Origin of the sequence: Streptomyces sp. LaPpAH-108 (assembly GCF_000373625.1) — a bacterium.
Taxonomy (GTDB): domain Bacteria; phylum Actinomycetota; class Actinomycetes; order Streptomycetales; family Streptomycetaceae; genus Streptomyces.
On record NZ_KB891996.1, the window covers coordinates 451,493 to 466,211 of the forward strand.

The 14,719-nt window shown below is 72.7% G+C and carries 19 protein-coding genes; 3 read left to right on the forward strand and 16 right to left on the reverse strand.

Annotation, left to right across the window (positions count from 1 at the left end):
- Nucleotides 1-5: 5 nt before the first annotated feature.
- The 7 genes from B079_RS0124285 to B079_RS0124315 all read right to left on the reverse strand — a co-directional run bounded on the left by B079_RS0124285 (nt 6) and on the right by B079_RS0124315 (nt 6,528).
- On the reverse strand, nt 6-497 hold the full coding sequence (locus tag B079_RS0124285) for an HAD domain-containing protein (RefSeq protein ID WP_018548447.1): 492 nt from the start codon (nt 495-497) through the stop codon (nt 6-8).
- Nucleotides 498-509: 12 nt separating this feature from the next.
- Nucleotides 510-1,520 (reverse strand): phosphotransferase family protein, encoded by a 1,011-nt coding sequence (locus B079_RS0124290; RefSeq protein ID WP_018548448.1) that lies wholly within the window; start codon nt 1,518-1,520, stop codon nt 510-512.
- A gap of 212 nt (nt 1,521-1,732) precedes the next feature.
- Complete coding sequence (locus tag B079_RS0124295) at nt 1,733-2,458, reverse strand: HAD-IA family hydrolase (protein ID WP_018548449.1); 726 nt, start codon at nt 2,456-2,458, stop codon at nt 1,733-1,735.
- A 29-nt stretch (nt 2,459-2,487) separates the two neighbouring features.
- The gene (locus tag B079_RS0124300) at nt 2,488-3,447 is read right to left on the reverse strand and encodes a FadR/GntR family transcriptional regulator (protein WP_026249035.1); all 960 of its coding nucleotides are present in this window, start codon (nt 3,445-3,447) and stop codon (nt 2,488-2,490) included.
- A 111-nt stretch (nt 3,448-3,558) separates the two neighbouring features.
- Nucleotides 3,559-4,284 (reverse strand): hypothetical protein, encoded by a 726-nt coding sequence (locus B079_RS0124305; RefSeq protein ID WP_026249036.1) that lies wholly within the window; start codon nt 4,282-4,284, stop codon nt 3,559-3,561.
- A gap of 337 nt (nt 4,285-4,621) precedes the next feature.
- Nucleotides 4,622-5,863: a GNAT family N-acetyltransferase gene (locus B079_RS0124310; protein WP_018548452.1), complete on the reverse strand. Its 1,242-nt coding sequence runs from the start codon at nt 5,861-5,863 to the stop codon at nt 4,622-4,624.
- Between the two features lie 71 nt (nt 5,864-5,934).
- On the reverse strand, nt 5,935-6,528 hold the full coding sequence (locus tag B079_RS0124315) for a hypothetical protein (RefSeq protein WP_018548453.1): 594 nt from the start codon (nt 6,526-6,528) through the stop codon (nt 5,935-5,937).
- A gap of 158 nt (nt 6,529-6,686) precedes the next feature.
- Here B079_RS0124315 and dtd point away from each other — a divergent pair, with 158 nt between their 5' ends.
- Entirely contained in the window at nt 6,687-7,112 is a 426-nt protein-coding gene (gene dtd / locus B079_RS0124320; protein WP_026249037.1) for a D-aminoacyl-tRNA deacylase, read from the forward strand.
- Between the two features lie 272 nt (nt 7,113-7,384).
- Here dtd and B079_RS0124325 read toward each other — a convergent pair whose 3' ends face one another.
- From B079_RS0124325 to B079_RS0124355, 6 genes are all read right to left on the reverse strand, one after another.
- Nucleotides 7,385-8,350, reverse strand: coding sequence for a YgfZ/GcvT domain-containing protein (locus B079_RS0124325; RefSeq protein WP_018548455.1), 966 nt, complete (start codon nt 8,348-8,350; stop codon nt 7,385-7,387).
- 10 nt (nt 8,351-8,360) lie between these two features.
- Nucleotides 8,361-8,798 carry a Fur family transcriptional regulator gene (locus B079_RS0124330; protein ID WP_018548456.1) on the reverse strand — a complete coding sequence of 146 codons (438 nt, stop codon included), beginning with the start codon at nt 8,796-8,798 and terminating at the stop codon, nt 8,361-8,363.
- A 90-nt stretch (nt 8,799-8,888) separates the two neighbouring features.
- Entirely contained in the window at nt 8,889-9,464 is a 576-nt protein-coding gene (locus B079_RS0124335) for an FABP family protein (RefSeq protein ID WP_018548457.1), read from the reverse strand.
- 223 nt (nt 9,465-9,687) lie between these two features.
- The gene (locus tag B079_RS0124345) at nt 9,688-10,521 is read right to left on the reverse strand and encodes a hypothetical protein (RefSeq protein ID WP_018548459.1); all 834 of its coding nucleotides are present in this window, start codon (nt 10,519-10,521) and stop codon (nt 9,688-9,690) included.
- Nucleotides 10,518-11,339: a hypothetical protein gene (locus B079_RS0124350; RefSeq protein ID WP_018548460.1), complete on the reverse strand. Its 822-nt coding sequence runs from the start codon at nt 11,337-11,339 to the stop codon at nt 10,518-10,520. The genes B079_RS0124345 and B079_RS0124350 overlap by 4 nt, the downstream gene beginning before the upstream one ends.
- On the reverse strand, nt 11,336-12,043 hold the full coding sequence (locus B079_RS0124355) for a hypothetical protein (RefSeq protein WP_106432378.1): 708 nt from the start codon (nt 12,041-12,043) through the stop codon (nt 11,336-11,338). Before B079_RS0124355 ends, B079_RS0124350 begins: the two co-directional genes overlap by 4 nt.
- A 162-nt stretch (nt 12,044-12,205) precedes the next feature.
- Between B079_RS0124355 and B079_RS0124360 the strand changes: the two genes are divergently transcribed.
- Both B079_RS0124360 and B079_RS0124365 read left to right on the forward strand, forming a co-directional pair.
- A complete protein-coding gene (locus tag B079_RS0124360) occupies nt 12,206-12,568 on the forward strand; it encodes a DsrE family protein (RefSeq protein ID WP_018548462.1) in 363 nt (120 codons plus the stop codon).
- Nucleotides 12,569-12,592: 24 nt separating this feature from the next.
- Entirely contained in the window at nt 12,593-12,973 is a 381-nt protein-coding gene (locus B079_RS0124365) for a VOC family protein (RefSeq protein ID WP_018548463.1), read from the forward strand.
- Nucleotides 12,974-13,043: 70 nt separating this feature from the next.
- Here the strand turns inward: B079_RS0124365 and B079_RS0124370 are convergent, their stop codons facing one another.
- From B079_RS0124370 to B079_RS0124380, 3 genes are all read right to left on the reverse strand, one after another.
- Nucleotides 13,044-14,009: an alpha/beta hydrolase gene (locus tag B079_RS0124370; RefSeq protein ID WP_018548464.1), complete on the reverse strand. Its 966-nt coding sequence runs from the start codon at nt 14,007-14,009 to the stop codon at nt 13,044-13,046.
- Nucleotides 14,010-14,046: 37 nt separating this feature from the next.
- Nucleotides 14,047-14,313: a DUF3099 domain-containing protein gene (locus tag B079_RS0124375; RefSeq protein ID WP_018548465.1), complete on the reverse strand. Its 267-nt coding sequence runs from the start codon at nt 14,311-14,313 to the stop codon at nt 14,047-14,049.
- A 110-nt stretch (nt 14,314-14,423) separates the two neighbouring features.
- Nucleotides 14,424-14,711, reverse strand: a complete 288-nt coding sequence (locus tag B079_RS0124380) for a DUF1416 domain-containing protein (protein WP_018548466.1) — start codon at nt 14,709-14,711, stop codon at nt 14,424-14,426.
- Nucleotides 14,712-14,719 lie beyond the last annotated feature (8 nt).

Below are 14,719 nucleotides of genomic sequence, written 5' to 3' on the forward strand. Positions count from 1 at the left end.
CTCCCCTACGGGAACACCCCCTGCTCCCCCAGCCACCCCCGCACCGCCCCGAAGTCCGCCTCCGTCAGCCCGTCCACATGGTTCACCCGGTGCAGCAGCGCAGGCCCCCGGTGATGCCCGGCGACCCACGCGCGGTCGGCCTCCGTCAGCTCGTCGTCGATCCAGACGAACGGCCGCCCCGCCGCCCAGGCCACCAGTGGCCGGGTCTTCCAGTGGAGCGGCCCCGGCGGCTCGTCCTCGTCCGGCCACTCGACGACCGGCAGCGGGGGCAGCCCGAGCCAGGGGGCGATGATCGCGTTGGCCTCGTCCATCCAGGTGGAGGCCCACACCAGTTCGCAGCCCAGCGCGGCCAGGCGGGCGCCCAGACCGGGGTCGACCCGCCGGAGCAGCGGGTGCCCGTCGGACGGCCCGGACGCGCCCCGCTCGTACACCGGATAGGCGTCGTCCGGCGCCCCGTAGGGGAGGAGGGTGCCGTCGACGTCGAGGAAGAGCAGCATGTCCCGCTCCTCCTACCCCCGCCACCGCCGCAACGCCTCCGCGACCGTACGGGCGTCCGGCGGGGTGAGGCCCAGCGGGCCCGCGGCCTCGGTCAGGACGGCGACGAGCTTGCGGGCCGCCCCGGTCACAGGGGCCGGGGCGGGCGGCAGGGAGAGGGCCGTACGGATCACGTCGGTGAAGACGGACTGCGCGCGCTTGTAGGCGAGCAGCCGCTCCAGATCGTGCCGCCAGCCGCGCGTGGCCCCGGGCCGCTCCGCCTCGACCACCGCGCTCCACCGCTCGGCCATGTCCCGCGCCTGCGGGGCCGGGTAGCGCATGAGGTGGAGGTGGGTCGCGAGGTCGTAGAGGGGGTCGCCGACCATCGCCAGCTCCCAGTCGATGACCCAGAGGACGCCGTGCGGGTCGACGATCAGGTTCTCCCGGTGCAGATCCGCGTGGAGCAGCCGGAAGGGGCGGCGGGCCAGGCCCGAGACCTGCTTGCGCAGGTACGTGAACGCCTCCTCCTCCAGGCCCAGCTCCCCGAACAGCTCCCCGAACCCGTCGAGATTGGCCCGGTACACCTGGTGCTCGGTGAAGTGCACGAGCCGTTCCAGGAAGCCGTCGGTGTCGCCGTCGGCCGGGCGGTCCTCCTCCTGGCAGCGCCGCTCGACCGTGAGCCCCCAGGGGTCGACCCGGGCCAGCCGCCCGAACAGCCCGGCGATCTGGTGGCCGAGCAGCTCCGGGACCTGGGTGCCGGAGGGGTGGAGCGAGCCGAGCGTACGGCCCTCCACGAACCGCATCAGCCGCAGGTCACCGACCGCGACGATCTCCGGGACGCCCGGGATCTCGCCGCCGAGGGCCGCCAGCAGCCGCTCCTCCGAGGCGAAGCAGCGCCGGTCGAACCAGAGCAGCCCCTCCCTCGGCTCGCGGCACTTCCACCGCCCCGGCCGGTCCTGGCCCGCCTCGCCCGGCAGCGGGAACACATAGGTCTCGTGGTGGTAGCCGTGGAGCGGACCTTCGATCACGCTCGCGTCGCCGCTCATCTCGGCAGCGCGCTGCCGAGCGGGGGAAGTCGTTCCGTGGGACATTGCGCCCGCATCTCTCGCCGTGCGCGCCCTGCCCGGCGGGCGCGAAGTGGCAGCAAGGTACCGGTTTTCCGGCCGGGTGGCGGCCGTTACGGCCGCGCCGCTCCGTACCCGGTCGCCCTGAGCGGCGAGCGGACGTACACACGTACCAGCGGCGCGGCCGACAGGCCCTAGCTGCGCAGCGCCACCAGGAGGGGTTCCAGGGAGGGCAGGACCAGGCCCGCGCCCGAGTCGCCCAGGAGTTTGGCGCGGCGCTCGTCGCGGGCGTAGCCGACGAAGCGGACGCCCGCGTGGCGGGCGGCGACGACGTCGGCCGGGGAGTCGCCGATCATCAGGGCGGCGGAGGGCTGCGCGCCCAGGGCGTCCAGGGCGCGGTTGAGGCAGTCCGGGTCGGGCTTGAGGCGGTGCAGATCGGGGGTGCGGCCGTAGACGTGCGGGCCGAAACAGCCGGTCAGGCCCCGGCCTGCCAGATAGGCGTGGACCACGAGCGGGGAGTTGTTGGTGGTGATGGCGAGGCGGGAGCCCACGGCCGTCCAGGTGCGGATCAGCGGGTCGGCGTAGGCGGTGGGCATCGCGGAGGCGGCGGCCCGCAGCTCCTCCTCGGTGAGCAGGCGCTCCAGCTCCGCCACCAGCTCGCTGCCGGGATGGGCGCGGTCCACCGCGCGCAGCACCACCTGCGGGTCCAGGGTGCCGCGCTCGGCGGGGGTGAGCAGGCCGGTCAGCCCGCGCTCCGCGAGCCAGTCCACCAGCCCGACGGCCACGCTCTCCGCCGTGTGCCCGGCGAACAGCCGGCAGATCGGCCCGTCGAAGTCCCAGAGCACGATCCGGGTGCCGATCAGTTCCCGTAGCTTCTCGATCTCGTACGCGGTCGGTTTCTCAGCCGATTCGGTCGCCACCGGTTCAGTCTGCGTCGTCGTCTCAGAAGTCACCAGGAGAGTGTCAGGTCCGATGCGATGGTTTCCCAGAGGGCGTCGAACCAGTTCTGCGACTGTTCCACGAAGGCGGCGTCCCTGCGCCCGGCCCGCTGGTCGAAGGAGAACAGCAGGGATTCGGAGCCGAGGGTGTCGTACATCTCCAGGGTGCCGCTGTCGGTGGGCTCCTCGCGGCGCGTGACCATGTAGTACGCGTACAGCGCCTCGGTGCCGTTGAGCAGGTAGAGCTTGGCGGGCGGGGTGAAGGGCAGGGCGCGGAAGCTGACGTTCACCTCGATGCCGTGGGTGGAGCGCAGGGCCTCCAGGTTGTACTGGAGGACCTGGCCCTGGGCGTTGCGCATGGCCAGCCAGCGCCGGTGCACGGGGTCGTCGTCGCGGTGGGGGGCGGGGGCGTCGTCCTGTTCGCGCGGGGCGGTCCGGTCGCGCGGGGCGGTCCGGTCGCGCGGAGCGGTCTGGTCGCGCGGGGCGGCCGAGACCGGGAAGGCGAGGTCGATGTCCCGGGAGGGCAGCAGCACGCGGGCGTCGATCCGCTCGGGGCGGACCTTGCCCTCGTGGATCAGGCGCAGCGGCTCGCCGAGGGCCGGGGTCAGGCTCTGGGCGGTCAGGCACACCGCGTCGACGCGGACGTGGGGCGCGGTGAACGCCTCGGCCAGGCGGGGGGCGAGGCCCACCATCGTGGGCTGCGGCTCGTCCAGGGCGGGGGCGGGCTCCGCGATCCTCGGCGGGCTGCCCTTGCTGACCCCGCTGAGCAGCCCGGCCCCGTGCAGCACCCGCAGCGCCTGCCGTACGGCACCGCGCTCCACGCCGAACTCCTCGGCCAACTCGGCCTGAGTGGGCAGGCGTTGGCCCACTCTGAGGTCGCCGCTGCGAATGCGTTCCCGGAGGGTGTCGGCGATCTCCTGCGCGGTACGCCGCCCGCCGTTCACGGCCACGTTCTCCTGGGTCACGACCAAACGGTACAACTTACCGTCATCTTCCGGGAGTTGTTCCGAGAAGGAACCAAGTGGGAGCCATGGCCAGAGGAGTTGGCTGCCAACTCGGGCCGTTCGCGCATCGACCCGGGCCTACGACGTCAGCACCAGCTCCGAGCTGATCGTCCCCCACAGCGCCTCGAACCACTTCCTGGACTGGTCCACGAACGCGGTGTCGCGCGGCCCGGCCCCCCGCTCGAAGGCGAACAGCATCGCCCGGGTGCCCTCCGCGTCGTACACCACCAGATGCTCGTCACCGACCTCGCGCTCCAGCCGGGTGAGCGTGTAGTACGCGAACAGCGCCTCGGAGCGGCCCAGCAGATAGAGCTGGACGGGCGGGGTGAACGGCAGGGCGCGGAACCGGACATGGACGTCCACACCGTGTGTGGTGCGCAGGGCCAGCAGGTTCTCGCGCAGCACCTGGGCCTGGGCGTTGCGCAGCGCCAGCCAGCGGCGGCGCAGCACCGGGGCGTCGTGACCGGCGGCGCGGTCGTCGGCCGGGGCCGGGAAGGCGAGGTCGATGTCGCGGGAGGGCAGCAGCACCCGTACGTCGATCTTGGCCGGTTCGAGCCGCCCCGCGTGGATCTGCCGCAGGGGCTCGCCGACGGCCAGGGTGAGGGAGACGGAGGTGAGACAGAGCGCGTCGATCTCGACGTGCGGTGCGGCGAAGGCCGCCGCGACGCGCGGCACGAGGGCCGCCATGGCGGGCTGCGGGGGCGCGGGGGTGGCAGGGCCGGTGGCCACATCGGGGTGTGACCGCCGTGACCTCTTCCGGCCAGTGGTCGAGGCGTGTTCCGGGTCCACGATAAAACGGTACAACTTCCCGCCATCTTGCGGCAGTTCACCGAAAGGTGGTTATGGGCCGCGTCCAGACGGCTATAAGAAGAGGGAGTTGGTAGCCAACTCGGCCAACATGGCCCATGTTTCGAGTGGTTGGCCGCCGGGCTCCCTTCCGGAGGGGAGCCGGGAGTCCGGACAGGGGACGGCCACCGGAGCGCACAGCCACAACTGAATCGGCACAGCCACAACAGAACACGACAGCGCACAGCCACAACCGAAGAGCGCGTGGCGGGTCGGGATCAGGTCCCGGCCGCGCCCACGCGCACCGTTCGTTCGCTACGGATCTCCAGTCAACGTCATTGCGAGAAGGGACCGTTCAGAAGACGTCCGGGCACCACGGCCGCCCGGACGTACGGAACAGGGCGTCGGCCTCCCGGGCGGCGCCCGTTCGCTCTTCCCGGACCCGGCCGAGCCCGGCGAGCCGCGCCAGCGAGCCGTCGCCGAGCCACACGGTCGCCAACTCCGAGGCAGGCAGCGTGAGATCGGCGCTCGCGCCCGGCGCCAAAGTGCAGGACGCCCCCTCGGGGGACACGTCGAGCCGGTAACGGCCCCCGGCCGGACCGCCCTCGTCCAGCACGTCCAGGACCAGCGTGCCGGTCCGCTCGTACGTCCGCGCCTCCAGGGCCGCTGCGACGTCCAGGAACCGCACCCACAGCCAGTCGGAGTGCTGCTCGATCGACGCCGCGCGCGGGTCGGGCAGCAGGTGGGGCAGCACGTCGTCCGGGGAGCGGCGGCCGGACCTCACCCGGGTCACCCAGTCGATCGAGCACAGGAACCGCCACAGGTCCGCCTCGGCCGCCGGGGTGGCACCGAGCAGCCCGTCCACGACCACGGCGTACCGGGACAGCTCGCCGTCGCGCCCGTCGGCCTCGCAGCGGTACGTCGCCAGGCCCTCGACCTCGCCGGAGGCCGAGCGCAGCACCGCGTGGTACGGCTCGGTCCAGTCGCGGGTGAAGCGGGCGGCGCCGGTGCGGGCCTCCCACCACAGCTCGCTCCGGTTCAGCGAGCCGGACAGGGCGGGGCGCAGCCGCTCGTAGAAGGCGGGGCCCAGCTTGCGCACCTCGGCGCCGTCCACCAGGTCGATCCGGGCGCCCTCGGGCAGGACGGGCGGGCGCGCGCGGAGCCCGGAGCGGGTGACGTCCACGCTCCAGGCGGTGGCGCAGGTCGCGGGGCCGAAGCCGTAGCGGCCGTAGATCGGGTACTCGGCGGCGATCAGCGTCGCGACGGCGTCACCGCGTTCCTCGGCCGCCGCGAGGTCGCGGCGCATCATCTCGGTGAGCAGGCCGCGGCGGCGGTGGGTGGGGCTGACACTGACGTTGGTGACGGCGTTCGACCGGACCGGTGCCCCGCCGACCGCCGTGACCTCCTGGAAGAACGAACGGAAGGTGCCCACGCAACGGCCGCCTTCGAAGGCGCCGAGCGTGCGGCTGCCCGTGAACTGCCTTCTGTTCGCCTCCCGTTGGTCAGGAGTGGGGACCGGCTCCATCAGGAAGCCGGTGTACAGGGCGCGCAGCCATTCCTCGAACTCGTCCTCTTCGACAGGCCGGATCTCGATCATGGGGTCACGGTAGGCGCGGGAGCGGGGGCATGTCGCCCGCATTTCCGCCGCCGGGGTCCGGCCGGTCCGGCTCAGGTCAGCAGGTCGTCCACCTGCGCCTCGCCCACCCGGTAGCGGCGGGCGATCTCGGCGCTGCAGCCGTCGGCGGTGCGCTGGAGGTGCTGGCGGCGGCGCGAGATCTCCTGCTCGTACCCCGTCAACCGGGCCATCGCCGCGGTGAGTTCGGCGTCCGTGCGGGCGGTGAGGTCGGACAGTTCGACCTCGCCCAGCATCTCGGCGGCCAGCTTCCCGTACTCCTCGTTGTGCGGGGTGCCGAGCGTGACGTGGCGGGCGGAGGAGCGGTGCCGGGCCGGGGCGTCGGTCAGGATCTCCGGCAGCCGCGCGACCACGGAGGCGTCCGGCGGCGCGGGCACGGACGAGCCGCCGCGCCGGGCCGACTCCGCGCGCAGGATGTCGATACGGCCCTGCAGCAGGCGCCGTACATAGCTGAGGTCCGCCTCGTCGCGCTGGGCGTCGCGCCACAGGGCGCGCAGCTCCGGCAGGCTGAGCCGGGCCAGGTCGTGCTCCGGCGGCTCCACGGGCAGCGACGGGCCGGGCGGGCTGTCCGCGCGCTGCGCGGGCGGGCGGCGCGTCTCCAGCCTGCCGCTGGTGCTCGGTGTGCTCATGTGGTGGTGACCGTCCCCTCGACCGGCGTGTGGGAAGCATCGTGCCACCCCGCGTGGCCGCTATGTGACCGACTGCCCCCGAACGGCCCTGGATGGGCGGTAATGACGGGTGCTGGGCACCCGGGCGGCGCATTTTTCCACCGGGCATGATGGGTGTCATGCGAGCTGTGGTGCAGCGGGTGGACGGGGCGAGTGTCGTCGTGGACGGCGAGACGGTGGGGGCTCTCGACGGGGAGGGGTTGTGTGTCCTCGTGGGGGTCACCCATGAGGACACCAAGGAGAAGGCGGCTCAGCTGGCCCGGAAGCTGTGGTCTCTTCGGATGCTGTCGGACGAGAAGTCGTGCAGTGATGTGGGCGCGCCGTTGCTGGTGATCAGTCAGTTCACGTTGTACGGGGATGCGCGGAAGGGGCGGCGGCCTACGTGGAATGCGGCGGCGCCGGGTTCTGTGGCGGAGCCGTTGGTGGATGAGGTGGTTGCTCAGTTGCGGGGGTTGGGGGCGACGGTGGCTACGGGGCGGTTCGGTGCCCAGATGCGGGTGTCTCTGACCAACGACGGGCCGTTCACGGTGCTGCTCGAAATCTAGGTGCACCTCGGCTGCGGCTGAGCAAGGGGGTTCGCTCGCCGCGCTTGCGGGGTGCCGCTGCGCCCACCCGTGCCGCCCCAAGCGGCACGACTGCCCGCAGCTGGGTGGGGTGGGGCGGAACACGGGGGCGCGGCTGGGCCGCAGCTGGGTGGGGTGGGGGGATACGGGGCGCGGCTGCTCGCAGCTAGCGCGGGAGGGTGGGTGGCGGCGCGGCTGCTCGCAGCTAGCGCGGGCGGGTGGCCGCACCGTGCTCGTCGTCCAGTTGCGCTGGCTTACGGTTCGACGATTGGTTCCTGGGAGGCTGCTGTGTCTCCGGCCAGGAGGGGGGCGTCGACCGGGGTGTTGCGCTTGACCAGGGCCAGGGCCACGGGGCCCAGTTCGTGGTGGCGGACGGAGGTGGTCACCGTGCCGAGTTTGCGGCCCTCGGGGCCGTCGGCGGCCAGGCGGATCTCCGTACCGGGCGGCGGCAGGTGGACGTCGCTGCCGTCGAGGTGGAGGAAGACGAGGCGGCGCGGGGGCTTGCCGAGGTTCTGGACCCGGGCGACGGTTTCCTGGCCCCGGTAGCACCCCTTCTGGAGGTGGACCGCGGTGCCGATCCAGCCCAGTTCGTGCGGGATGGTGCGGTGGTCGGTCTCGAAGCCGAGGCGGGGGCGGTGCTGTTCGACGCGGAGCGCCTCGTGGGCGAGGAGACCGGCGGCGGGTCCTGAGCGGGCGGCGAAGTCCTCCAGCGCGGCACGCGGGAGGAAGAGGTCACGGCCGTAGGGGGTCTCGCGGACCACCGCGTCCCCCGGGACCTCGGTGATGGAACCGGCGGGGAGGTGGACCACCGCGTAGTCGGCGGTGCGGTCGGCGACCTCGACGCGGTAGAAGAACTTCATCGACTCCAGGTAGGCGATCAGCGCCTCCTCGGTGCCCGGCTCGACGTGCGCCCAGACGGTCGTCCCGTCGTCCACCAGGTACAGCGCGTGCTCGATGTGCCCGTTGGCGGAGAGGATCAGCGCCTCGGTGGCCTCACCGGCGGGGAGGTCGCTGACGTGCTGGGTGAGCAGCAGATGCAGCCAGCTCAGCCGGTCCTCGCCGGTGACGGTGACGACGCCCCGGTGGGAGAGGTCGACGAAACCGGTGCCGTCGGCGAGGGCACGCTGCTCGCGGAACAGGTCGCCGTAGTGGGCGGCGACGCCTTCGTCCACGCCCTCGGCGGGAACGGCGCCGGGCAGGGACAGCAGGGGGCTCTTCATACGGGCCAGCCTACGACGGGGTGGTGGAACTCTTCAGGGCACAGTCCCGGCAGCGGCCGAAGATCGCGAAGTGCTTCATGTCGGTGTCGAACCCGAACTGCTGCCGCAGCTTGGCCGTGAAGTCGGCGGCCACGTCCACGTCCGCCTCGATCACGTTCTCGCAGTCCCGGCACACCAGATGGAGATGGTGATGACGGTCGGCGAGGTGGTACGTGGGCGCCCCGTGCCCGAGATGGGCATGGCTGACCAGGCCCAGCTCCTCCAGCAGCTCCAGGGTGCGGTACACGGTGGAGATGTTGACCCCGGAGGCGGTCTTGCGGACCTCGACGAGGATGTCGTCCGGGGTCGCGTGCTCCAGGGTGTCCACGGCTTCGAGCACGAGTTGCCGTTGCGGCGTCAGCCGGTAGCCGCGCTGCCTGAGGTCGCTCTTCCAGTCGGTGCTCACCACAACGGGAAGTCTAGAGCCTGCGGGCCGGGGCGCCCCGGTATAAACAGGGGCGCCCTGCGGCCGTGCGGGCCCGCGTGACAGCGGTCGGGCCTACTTGAAGAACGCGATCCCGTCGTCCGGCATGTCGTCCGGCAGGGCCTTCGCCCAGCGCTCGACCTCTTCCGGGGTGACGGCCTTCTTGAGCTGGGCGGACATGTAGGGGCGCAGCTCGACCTCGGGGGTCTGCTTCTCGCCGACCCACATGAGGTCGCTCTTGACGTAGCCGTACAGCCGCTTGCCGCCGGAGTACGGCGGGGCCTCGGGGGTGCGGGCCACGGCGTCGGTGGCCAGCTCGATCTGGGGCTTCTTGTCGGCCATCTCGCCGTACCAGATCTCGACCACGCCGTCGTCACGGGTCATCGTGACGGTGACCTTGCGCTCGGCGTCGATGCGCCAGAAACCGGCCTCGGACTCCAGCGGGCGGACCTTGTTGCCCTCCTTGTCGAGGACCCAGGTGCGGGACTGGTACTCCAGGAAGTCCCGGCCGTCGTGGGTGAAGCTCACCTCCTGGCCGAAGTTGCACTTCTCCGAACCGGGGAAGTCGTGGACACCGGCGCCCACCCAGTTGCCCAGCAGAAAGGCGAGGGGGACGAGGTCCTTGTGCAGGTCAGACGGGATCTCGATCATGAGGGCCGTTCCTGGTCGATTCCTTGCGGTGGGTCAGCGCTGGCCCTGGTACAGCTTCTTCACGGTCAGCCCGGCGAAGGCGAGAACGCCGACGCAGACCAGGACCAGCAGCAGTTCGAAGAAGATCTCCACGGAATGTGCTCCTTGAAGCGGAAGTGGGCGTACGACAGAGCCGGGGCCAGCTTACGCGGCCGGGCCCCGGCTCTCCTGGCGAGGTGGCCTCTCAGCCCAGCAGCTCGCTCTGGAGCGTCAGGGTCTGCCAGAACGGCACGGTCCCGACGCCCCCCGCACGGGTCTGCGTGATCATCGCGACGGTGTCCCCGGCGCCGAGGTACGCCATCCGCAGCTGCTCCTTGCCGTACGGCCTGGCCTCGTTGAAGTCGACGACCGAGACGCCCTTCACCCGGGCCGCCGGGTAGGGCTCCTCCAGCTGGTAGGTACCGGCGGCGGCGACCGGGTACCGGGGCTCCGCGTACCCGGTGAACTGCTTGCCCAGCACGTCCTCGGCCACGGCGGCCGTGTCGAACTGGAGCAGGTAGATCCGGGTGCGGGTGCCGTCGGGGGTGGTCCAGCCGCGGGCCGCGATGTGCCGCAGGCCGTTGTCGACGAGCATCTGGCGGACGTCCGGGCGGCCGGACGCGGCGTACGGCGCCAGGAAGTCCTTCATCGTCACCCAGCCGTCGTCGCCCTTGAGCGCCGGGTCGAGGGTGGCGCCGTGCGGCGCGGGCAGCACCAGGGCGCGCAGGTCGGCGTAGTGCGCGCCCGCCTTGTTCGCGGCGGCGAGCGGGCCGGGGCTGCCCGCGGGCAGCGGGGGCCGCACCAGCTCCGGGTAGTCCCAGCGGCCGTCGGAGCGGGTGGCGAGGCCGGGTACGTCGGTGCGGTCCATCAGGGTGATCCCGTACGCCGTGCCGGTTCCGGCCACCGCGAACACGGCGACGGCGGCGGCCCAGCGCAGGGCCGCGCGCAGCCGGGGGCGACGGGTGGCCGCCCCGACGGGGAGAAGCGGCTGCCGCTCGGCCTGCTCCTCGGGGGTCGGCAGGGTCTGCTGGTCGGTCATACGGCCTCACCCGGGTCCTTGATGCGGTCGAACTGGGCGCGGATCATCTCCGCCGCCGCCTTGCGGTCCAGCGGGGCCGCGCCACGGGCCCAGGCGCTGACGTCGACGTCACCGACGTGGCCGGTGCACAGCATCGAGTCGATGGCGCCGCGCAGCCCGGCCGGGGGCAGGAAGCACGCGGCCTCGCGCTCGTGGCCCTTGATCGCCGGGCCCTTCCGGAAGATCTTCAGGGCGTCGGCCGGGGCGGTGGCCGAGCGGGACGGGTGCGCCCGCTGGGTGAGCACGACCTGCACGGTGAAGACGGCGTCGCCGCCGTCCGGGTCCGCGCCGCTCACATAGGTGCGCATCGCCATGCCCTTGAGCGGGTCCTTCGCGTACCGCTCCTCGATCAGCCGCCGCTCCGAGCGGGGCAGGTCCTGGTACGACCGCTTCCGCAGCTCCTCGGCCTGCCGCCCGGACAGCGCCACGTCCGAGCCGAACTCGTCCATGTCCGGCCCCCTGCCGTACGTCCTCCCGTACGGCAGCAGCATCCCCTGCAGCCCGTCCGGCTGCGCCAGAGCCTGTTCCTCGACGGCCTCGGGCAGCCGCCACACGGGCTTCCCGGCCTCGCGGTCCGCTCCGGCGACGACGACGGCGGTGACGGCCACGCCCGCGACGGTGACCAGGGCGAGGGCGGTGCCGCCGAGGACGCGGCCGAGGCGGCGACGGGACGGGGTCCGCCCCGCGCCCTCCGGGACGGCCACCGGCTCCGCGCTCTGCGCGTCGTTCCGTGCCTCGTTCCGCGCCTCGTGCTGCGTCTCGTTCTGCTCCTCGTTCACAGCCGCTCCATCTGCCGCTCGGCCAGGTCCCGGATCGCGCTCGCGGGGATCGGCTTCGTGTCGTAGATCCAGATCTCCATGGCGATGTCGCCGCGCCAGGCGTGCGCCTCGGCCTCGTAGAGCGAGACGCCGTACTTGGCCGTGGGGCGGTCGTGGACGTAGGAGACGCCGTCGCCCGTGCCGGGGACGGGCCAGCTGCGGGTGCGGGCCTGCCGCTCGGCCCAGTAGTGGCCCTCTTCGGCCGAGGCGGCGGCGCTCTTGTCCTCCTCCTGGCGGTACTGGACCAGGCGGATCACCGACGAGCGCTGTCCCTGGAGCCAGCCGGTGGTGGCGGCGCGGCGGAACTGGCCCTGGACCAGCAGGCCGAAGGCCACCTTCGGCCTGGTGAAGTCCTGCGCGTAGGCGGGCAGGCTCAGCCAGCCGTCGGTGCCCTCGTCCTCCGTGCTGTCGCGGGCGCCCGCCGGTTTGCGCAGCAGCAGGCGGCGCAGATCGCCGTTCACCTTGACCTGCCGGTCCCGCGCGGCGGACAGCGGCTCGGGCGCCTTCCCCCGCGCCTGCGCGAGCCTCGGCTGCGACAGCGACGGCAGCTTTCCGGGCTCCCGGGCGGCCTGCACCAGATAGCCCGCACAGGTCCCGGCGATCACCCCGAGCACGACAGCCGAGGTCAGCAGCCGTGCGGTACGCCGCCGAGGCCGGGGCTCCACGGTCTCCGCGGCCCCCTCACCCTCACCCTCACCGACCGGTCTTTCGGATACGTCCAACGTGTCCCCTCCCAGAACAGGAAGCACGGGTTCCGTCCCCCGCGCCGCACAGGAGACTCATGACATGTCCATGGAGTTGTGGGCAACCGGATTACGATGCGATACATGGCGAAGAAGCTCGTGATCAAGGTGACCGCGGGGGTCGATGCTCCCGAACGCTGCTCCCAGGCCTTCACCGTGGCGGCCGTGGCCGTGGCCAGCGGGGTCGAGGTGTCGGTGTGGCTCACCGGGGAGTCGGCGTGGTTCGCGCTGCCGGGGCGGGCCGCCGAGTTCGAACTGCCGCACGCCGCGCCGCTGCCGGACCTGCTGGACGGGATCCTCGCGGGCGGGCGCGTCACGCTGTGCACCCAGTGCGCCGCCCGCCGGGACATCACGGAGCAGGACGTGCTGGAGGGCGTGCGCATCGCGGGCGCGCAGGTCTTCGTGCAGGAGATCATGGCGGAGGACACGCAGGCCCTCGTCTACTGATCACGTTCCTGCCAGAATCGGCGGATGCTGAGACTGGGGACGATCGTGATGGGGGCCGCCGACGTACGGCGGGCCGCGGAGTTCTGGGCGCGGGCCCTGGGATACGTCCCGCGCGACGGTGAGGTGTCCGACGACTGGACGGTCCTGGTCCCGGCGGACGGCGCCCCCGGACCGGGCATCGCGCTCGACCTGAGCACCACCCCCGTGCAGGACCACCCGAGGGTCCACCTCGACCTCTACGCCGCCGACGCCGCCGAACAGCGCTCGGAGATCACCCGCCTGCTCGCCCTCGGCGCCGAGCGCGTCGACTGGGACCTCTACCCCGAGGACGCCGACTTCGTCGTCCTCGCCGACCCGGAGGGCAACCGCTTCTGCGTCATCGACGCGGCTCACGACTCACCGTGACCGGCCCGCCGGTGAGGCGTCGCAGCAGCGCGGCGGCGCTGTGGCGAGAGCCGGTCCGGCGGGGTTCGCCTCACGATCCGAGGGTGCGGGTCACCCAGGCGTTCCGGGTGTCCGTCATGGCGTGCGCGAGGGCGGTGTGGGGTGCGGTCAGGTCGAAGCCGTGGAATCCGCCGGGCCAGACGTGGAGTTCGGCCTGTACGCCCGCGTGCCACAGGGCGGTCGCGTAGGCGACGTCCTCGTCCCGGAAGACCTCGGCCGAGCCGCAGTCGATGAAGGCGGGCGGCAGCCCCGTGAGGTCGCTCGCGCGGGCGGGCGCCGCGTAGACGGACACGTCGTCGGTTCCCCGGCGCTCTCCGAGGAGCGCGGTCCAGCCCATGACGTTGCTGCCGCGGTCCCACACACCGGCCCCGTCGAACTGGGCCGAGGAGACCGTACGGTCCCGGTCGTCGAGCATCGGATAGCTCAGCACCTGCCCGGTCAGGGCCGGTCCCCGCCGGTCGCGGGCCAGCAGCGCCACGCCCGCGGCGAGACCGCCCCCGGCGCTCTGCCCGGCGATGATCAGCCGGTCGGGGTCCATCCCGAGGTCCCGGGCGTGCGCGGCCGTCCAGAGCAGCCCGGCGTAGCAGTCCTCGACCGGGTAGGGGTCGGGGTGCTCGGGGGCGAGCCGGTACTCGACGGTGACCAGCACGGCATCGTGCTCGACGACCCACGGGAGGGCCTGGCTCAGGCCGGAGAACCGGTCACCGGCGACCATGCCGCCGCCGTGCGTGTGGTAGATCCCCGGCCCGCGCCCCTGATGGTCCCGGCGGGCGATCACCGAGACGGTGATCTCGTCGCCCAGGTACCCCGGGACCGTGACGTCGCGCCGGGTCAGCCCGGAGGCGTCCAGCGTCTCGTCGGTGACGTCCTTCGGCATCGCCCGGCGCAGCTCGGGGATCATCTCCGAGGTCAGCGTCGGCGGTATCTCGTCCGCGAGGACCGCGAGGACGGCCTCCAGCTCCGGGTCGAACGGGGGCCGCGGGATGTCGACGGACATGGGGACTCCTTCGTCACGAGGAACCACCTCATCGGCCCTAGGGCCGCGGCCCCTTCTTCTTACCGTCCAGTTCGTCCCACCACTCGTCGGACTGGGGGTCGCCGGAGGGGGAGTCCCACCAGCGGTCCTCGGGGCCCCGGCGGTTGGCGACCATCGCGGCGACCGGGGGGATCACCATGGCGAACAGGCACATGCCGACGGCCGCCGGGACGGACCAGATGCGGACGACCGCCCAGGCCAGGACGAAGATGACGACACACACGCCCATGAGGACGAAGTACCAGCGCCGCCGCCGTGCGTACATGAGTCCAGGGTAGGGCCGGAACGCCCGAAGGGCCGCGCCCCGGGTGTCCCACCCGTGGGGCGCGGCCCGCAGAGCCGTCGAGGAGCCGTCAGGTAGCCCTCAGGTCCCGCTCAGACCGCGATCGCGACCTCCGCGAGGCCGCCCGGCCGCGCGACGACCGTGCGGTCGGCGGTGCCGCCGGGGACCAGGGCGCGGACGGTCCAGGTGCCCTCGGCCGCGTAGAAGCGGAACTGCCCCGTGGCGGAGGTGGGGACCTCCGCGGTGAACTCGCCCGTCGAGTCCAGCAGGCGGACATAGCCCGTCACCGGCTCGCCGTCCCGCGTCACCTGCCCCTGGATCGTGGTCTCACCGGGCTTGATCGTCGAGGCGTCCGGGCCGCCGGCCTTCGCTCCGCACATGTCTTTCT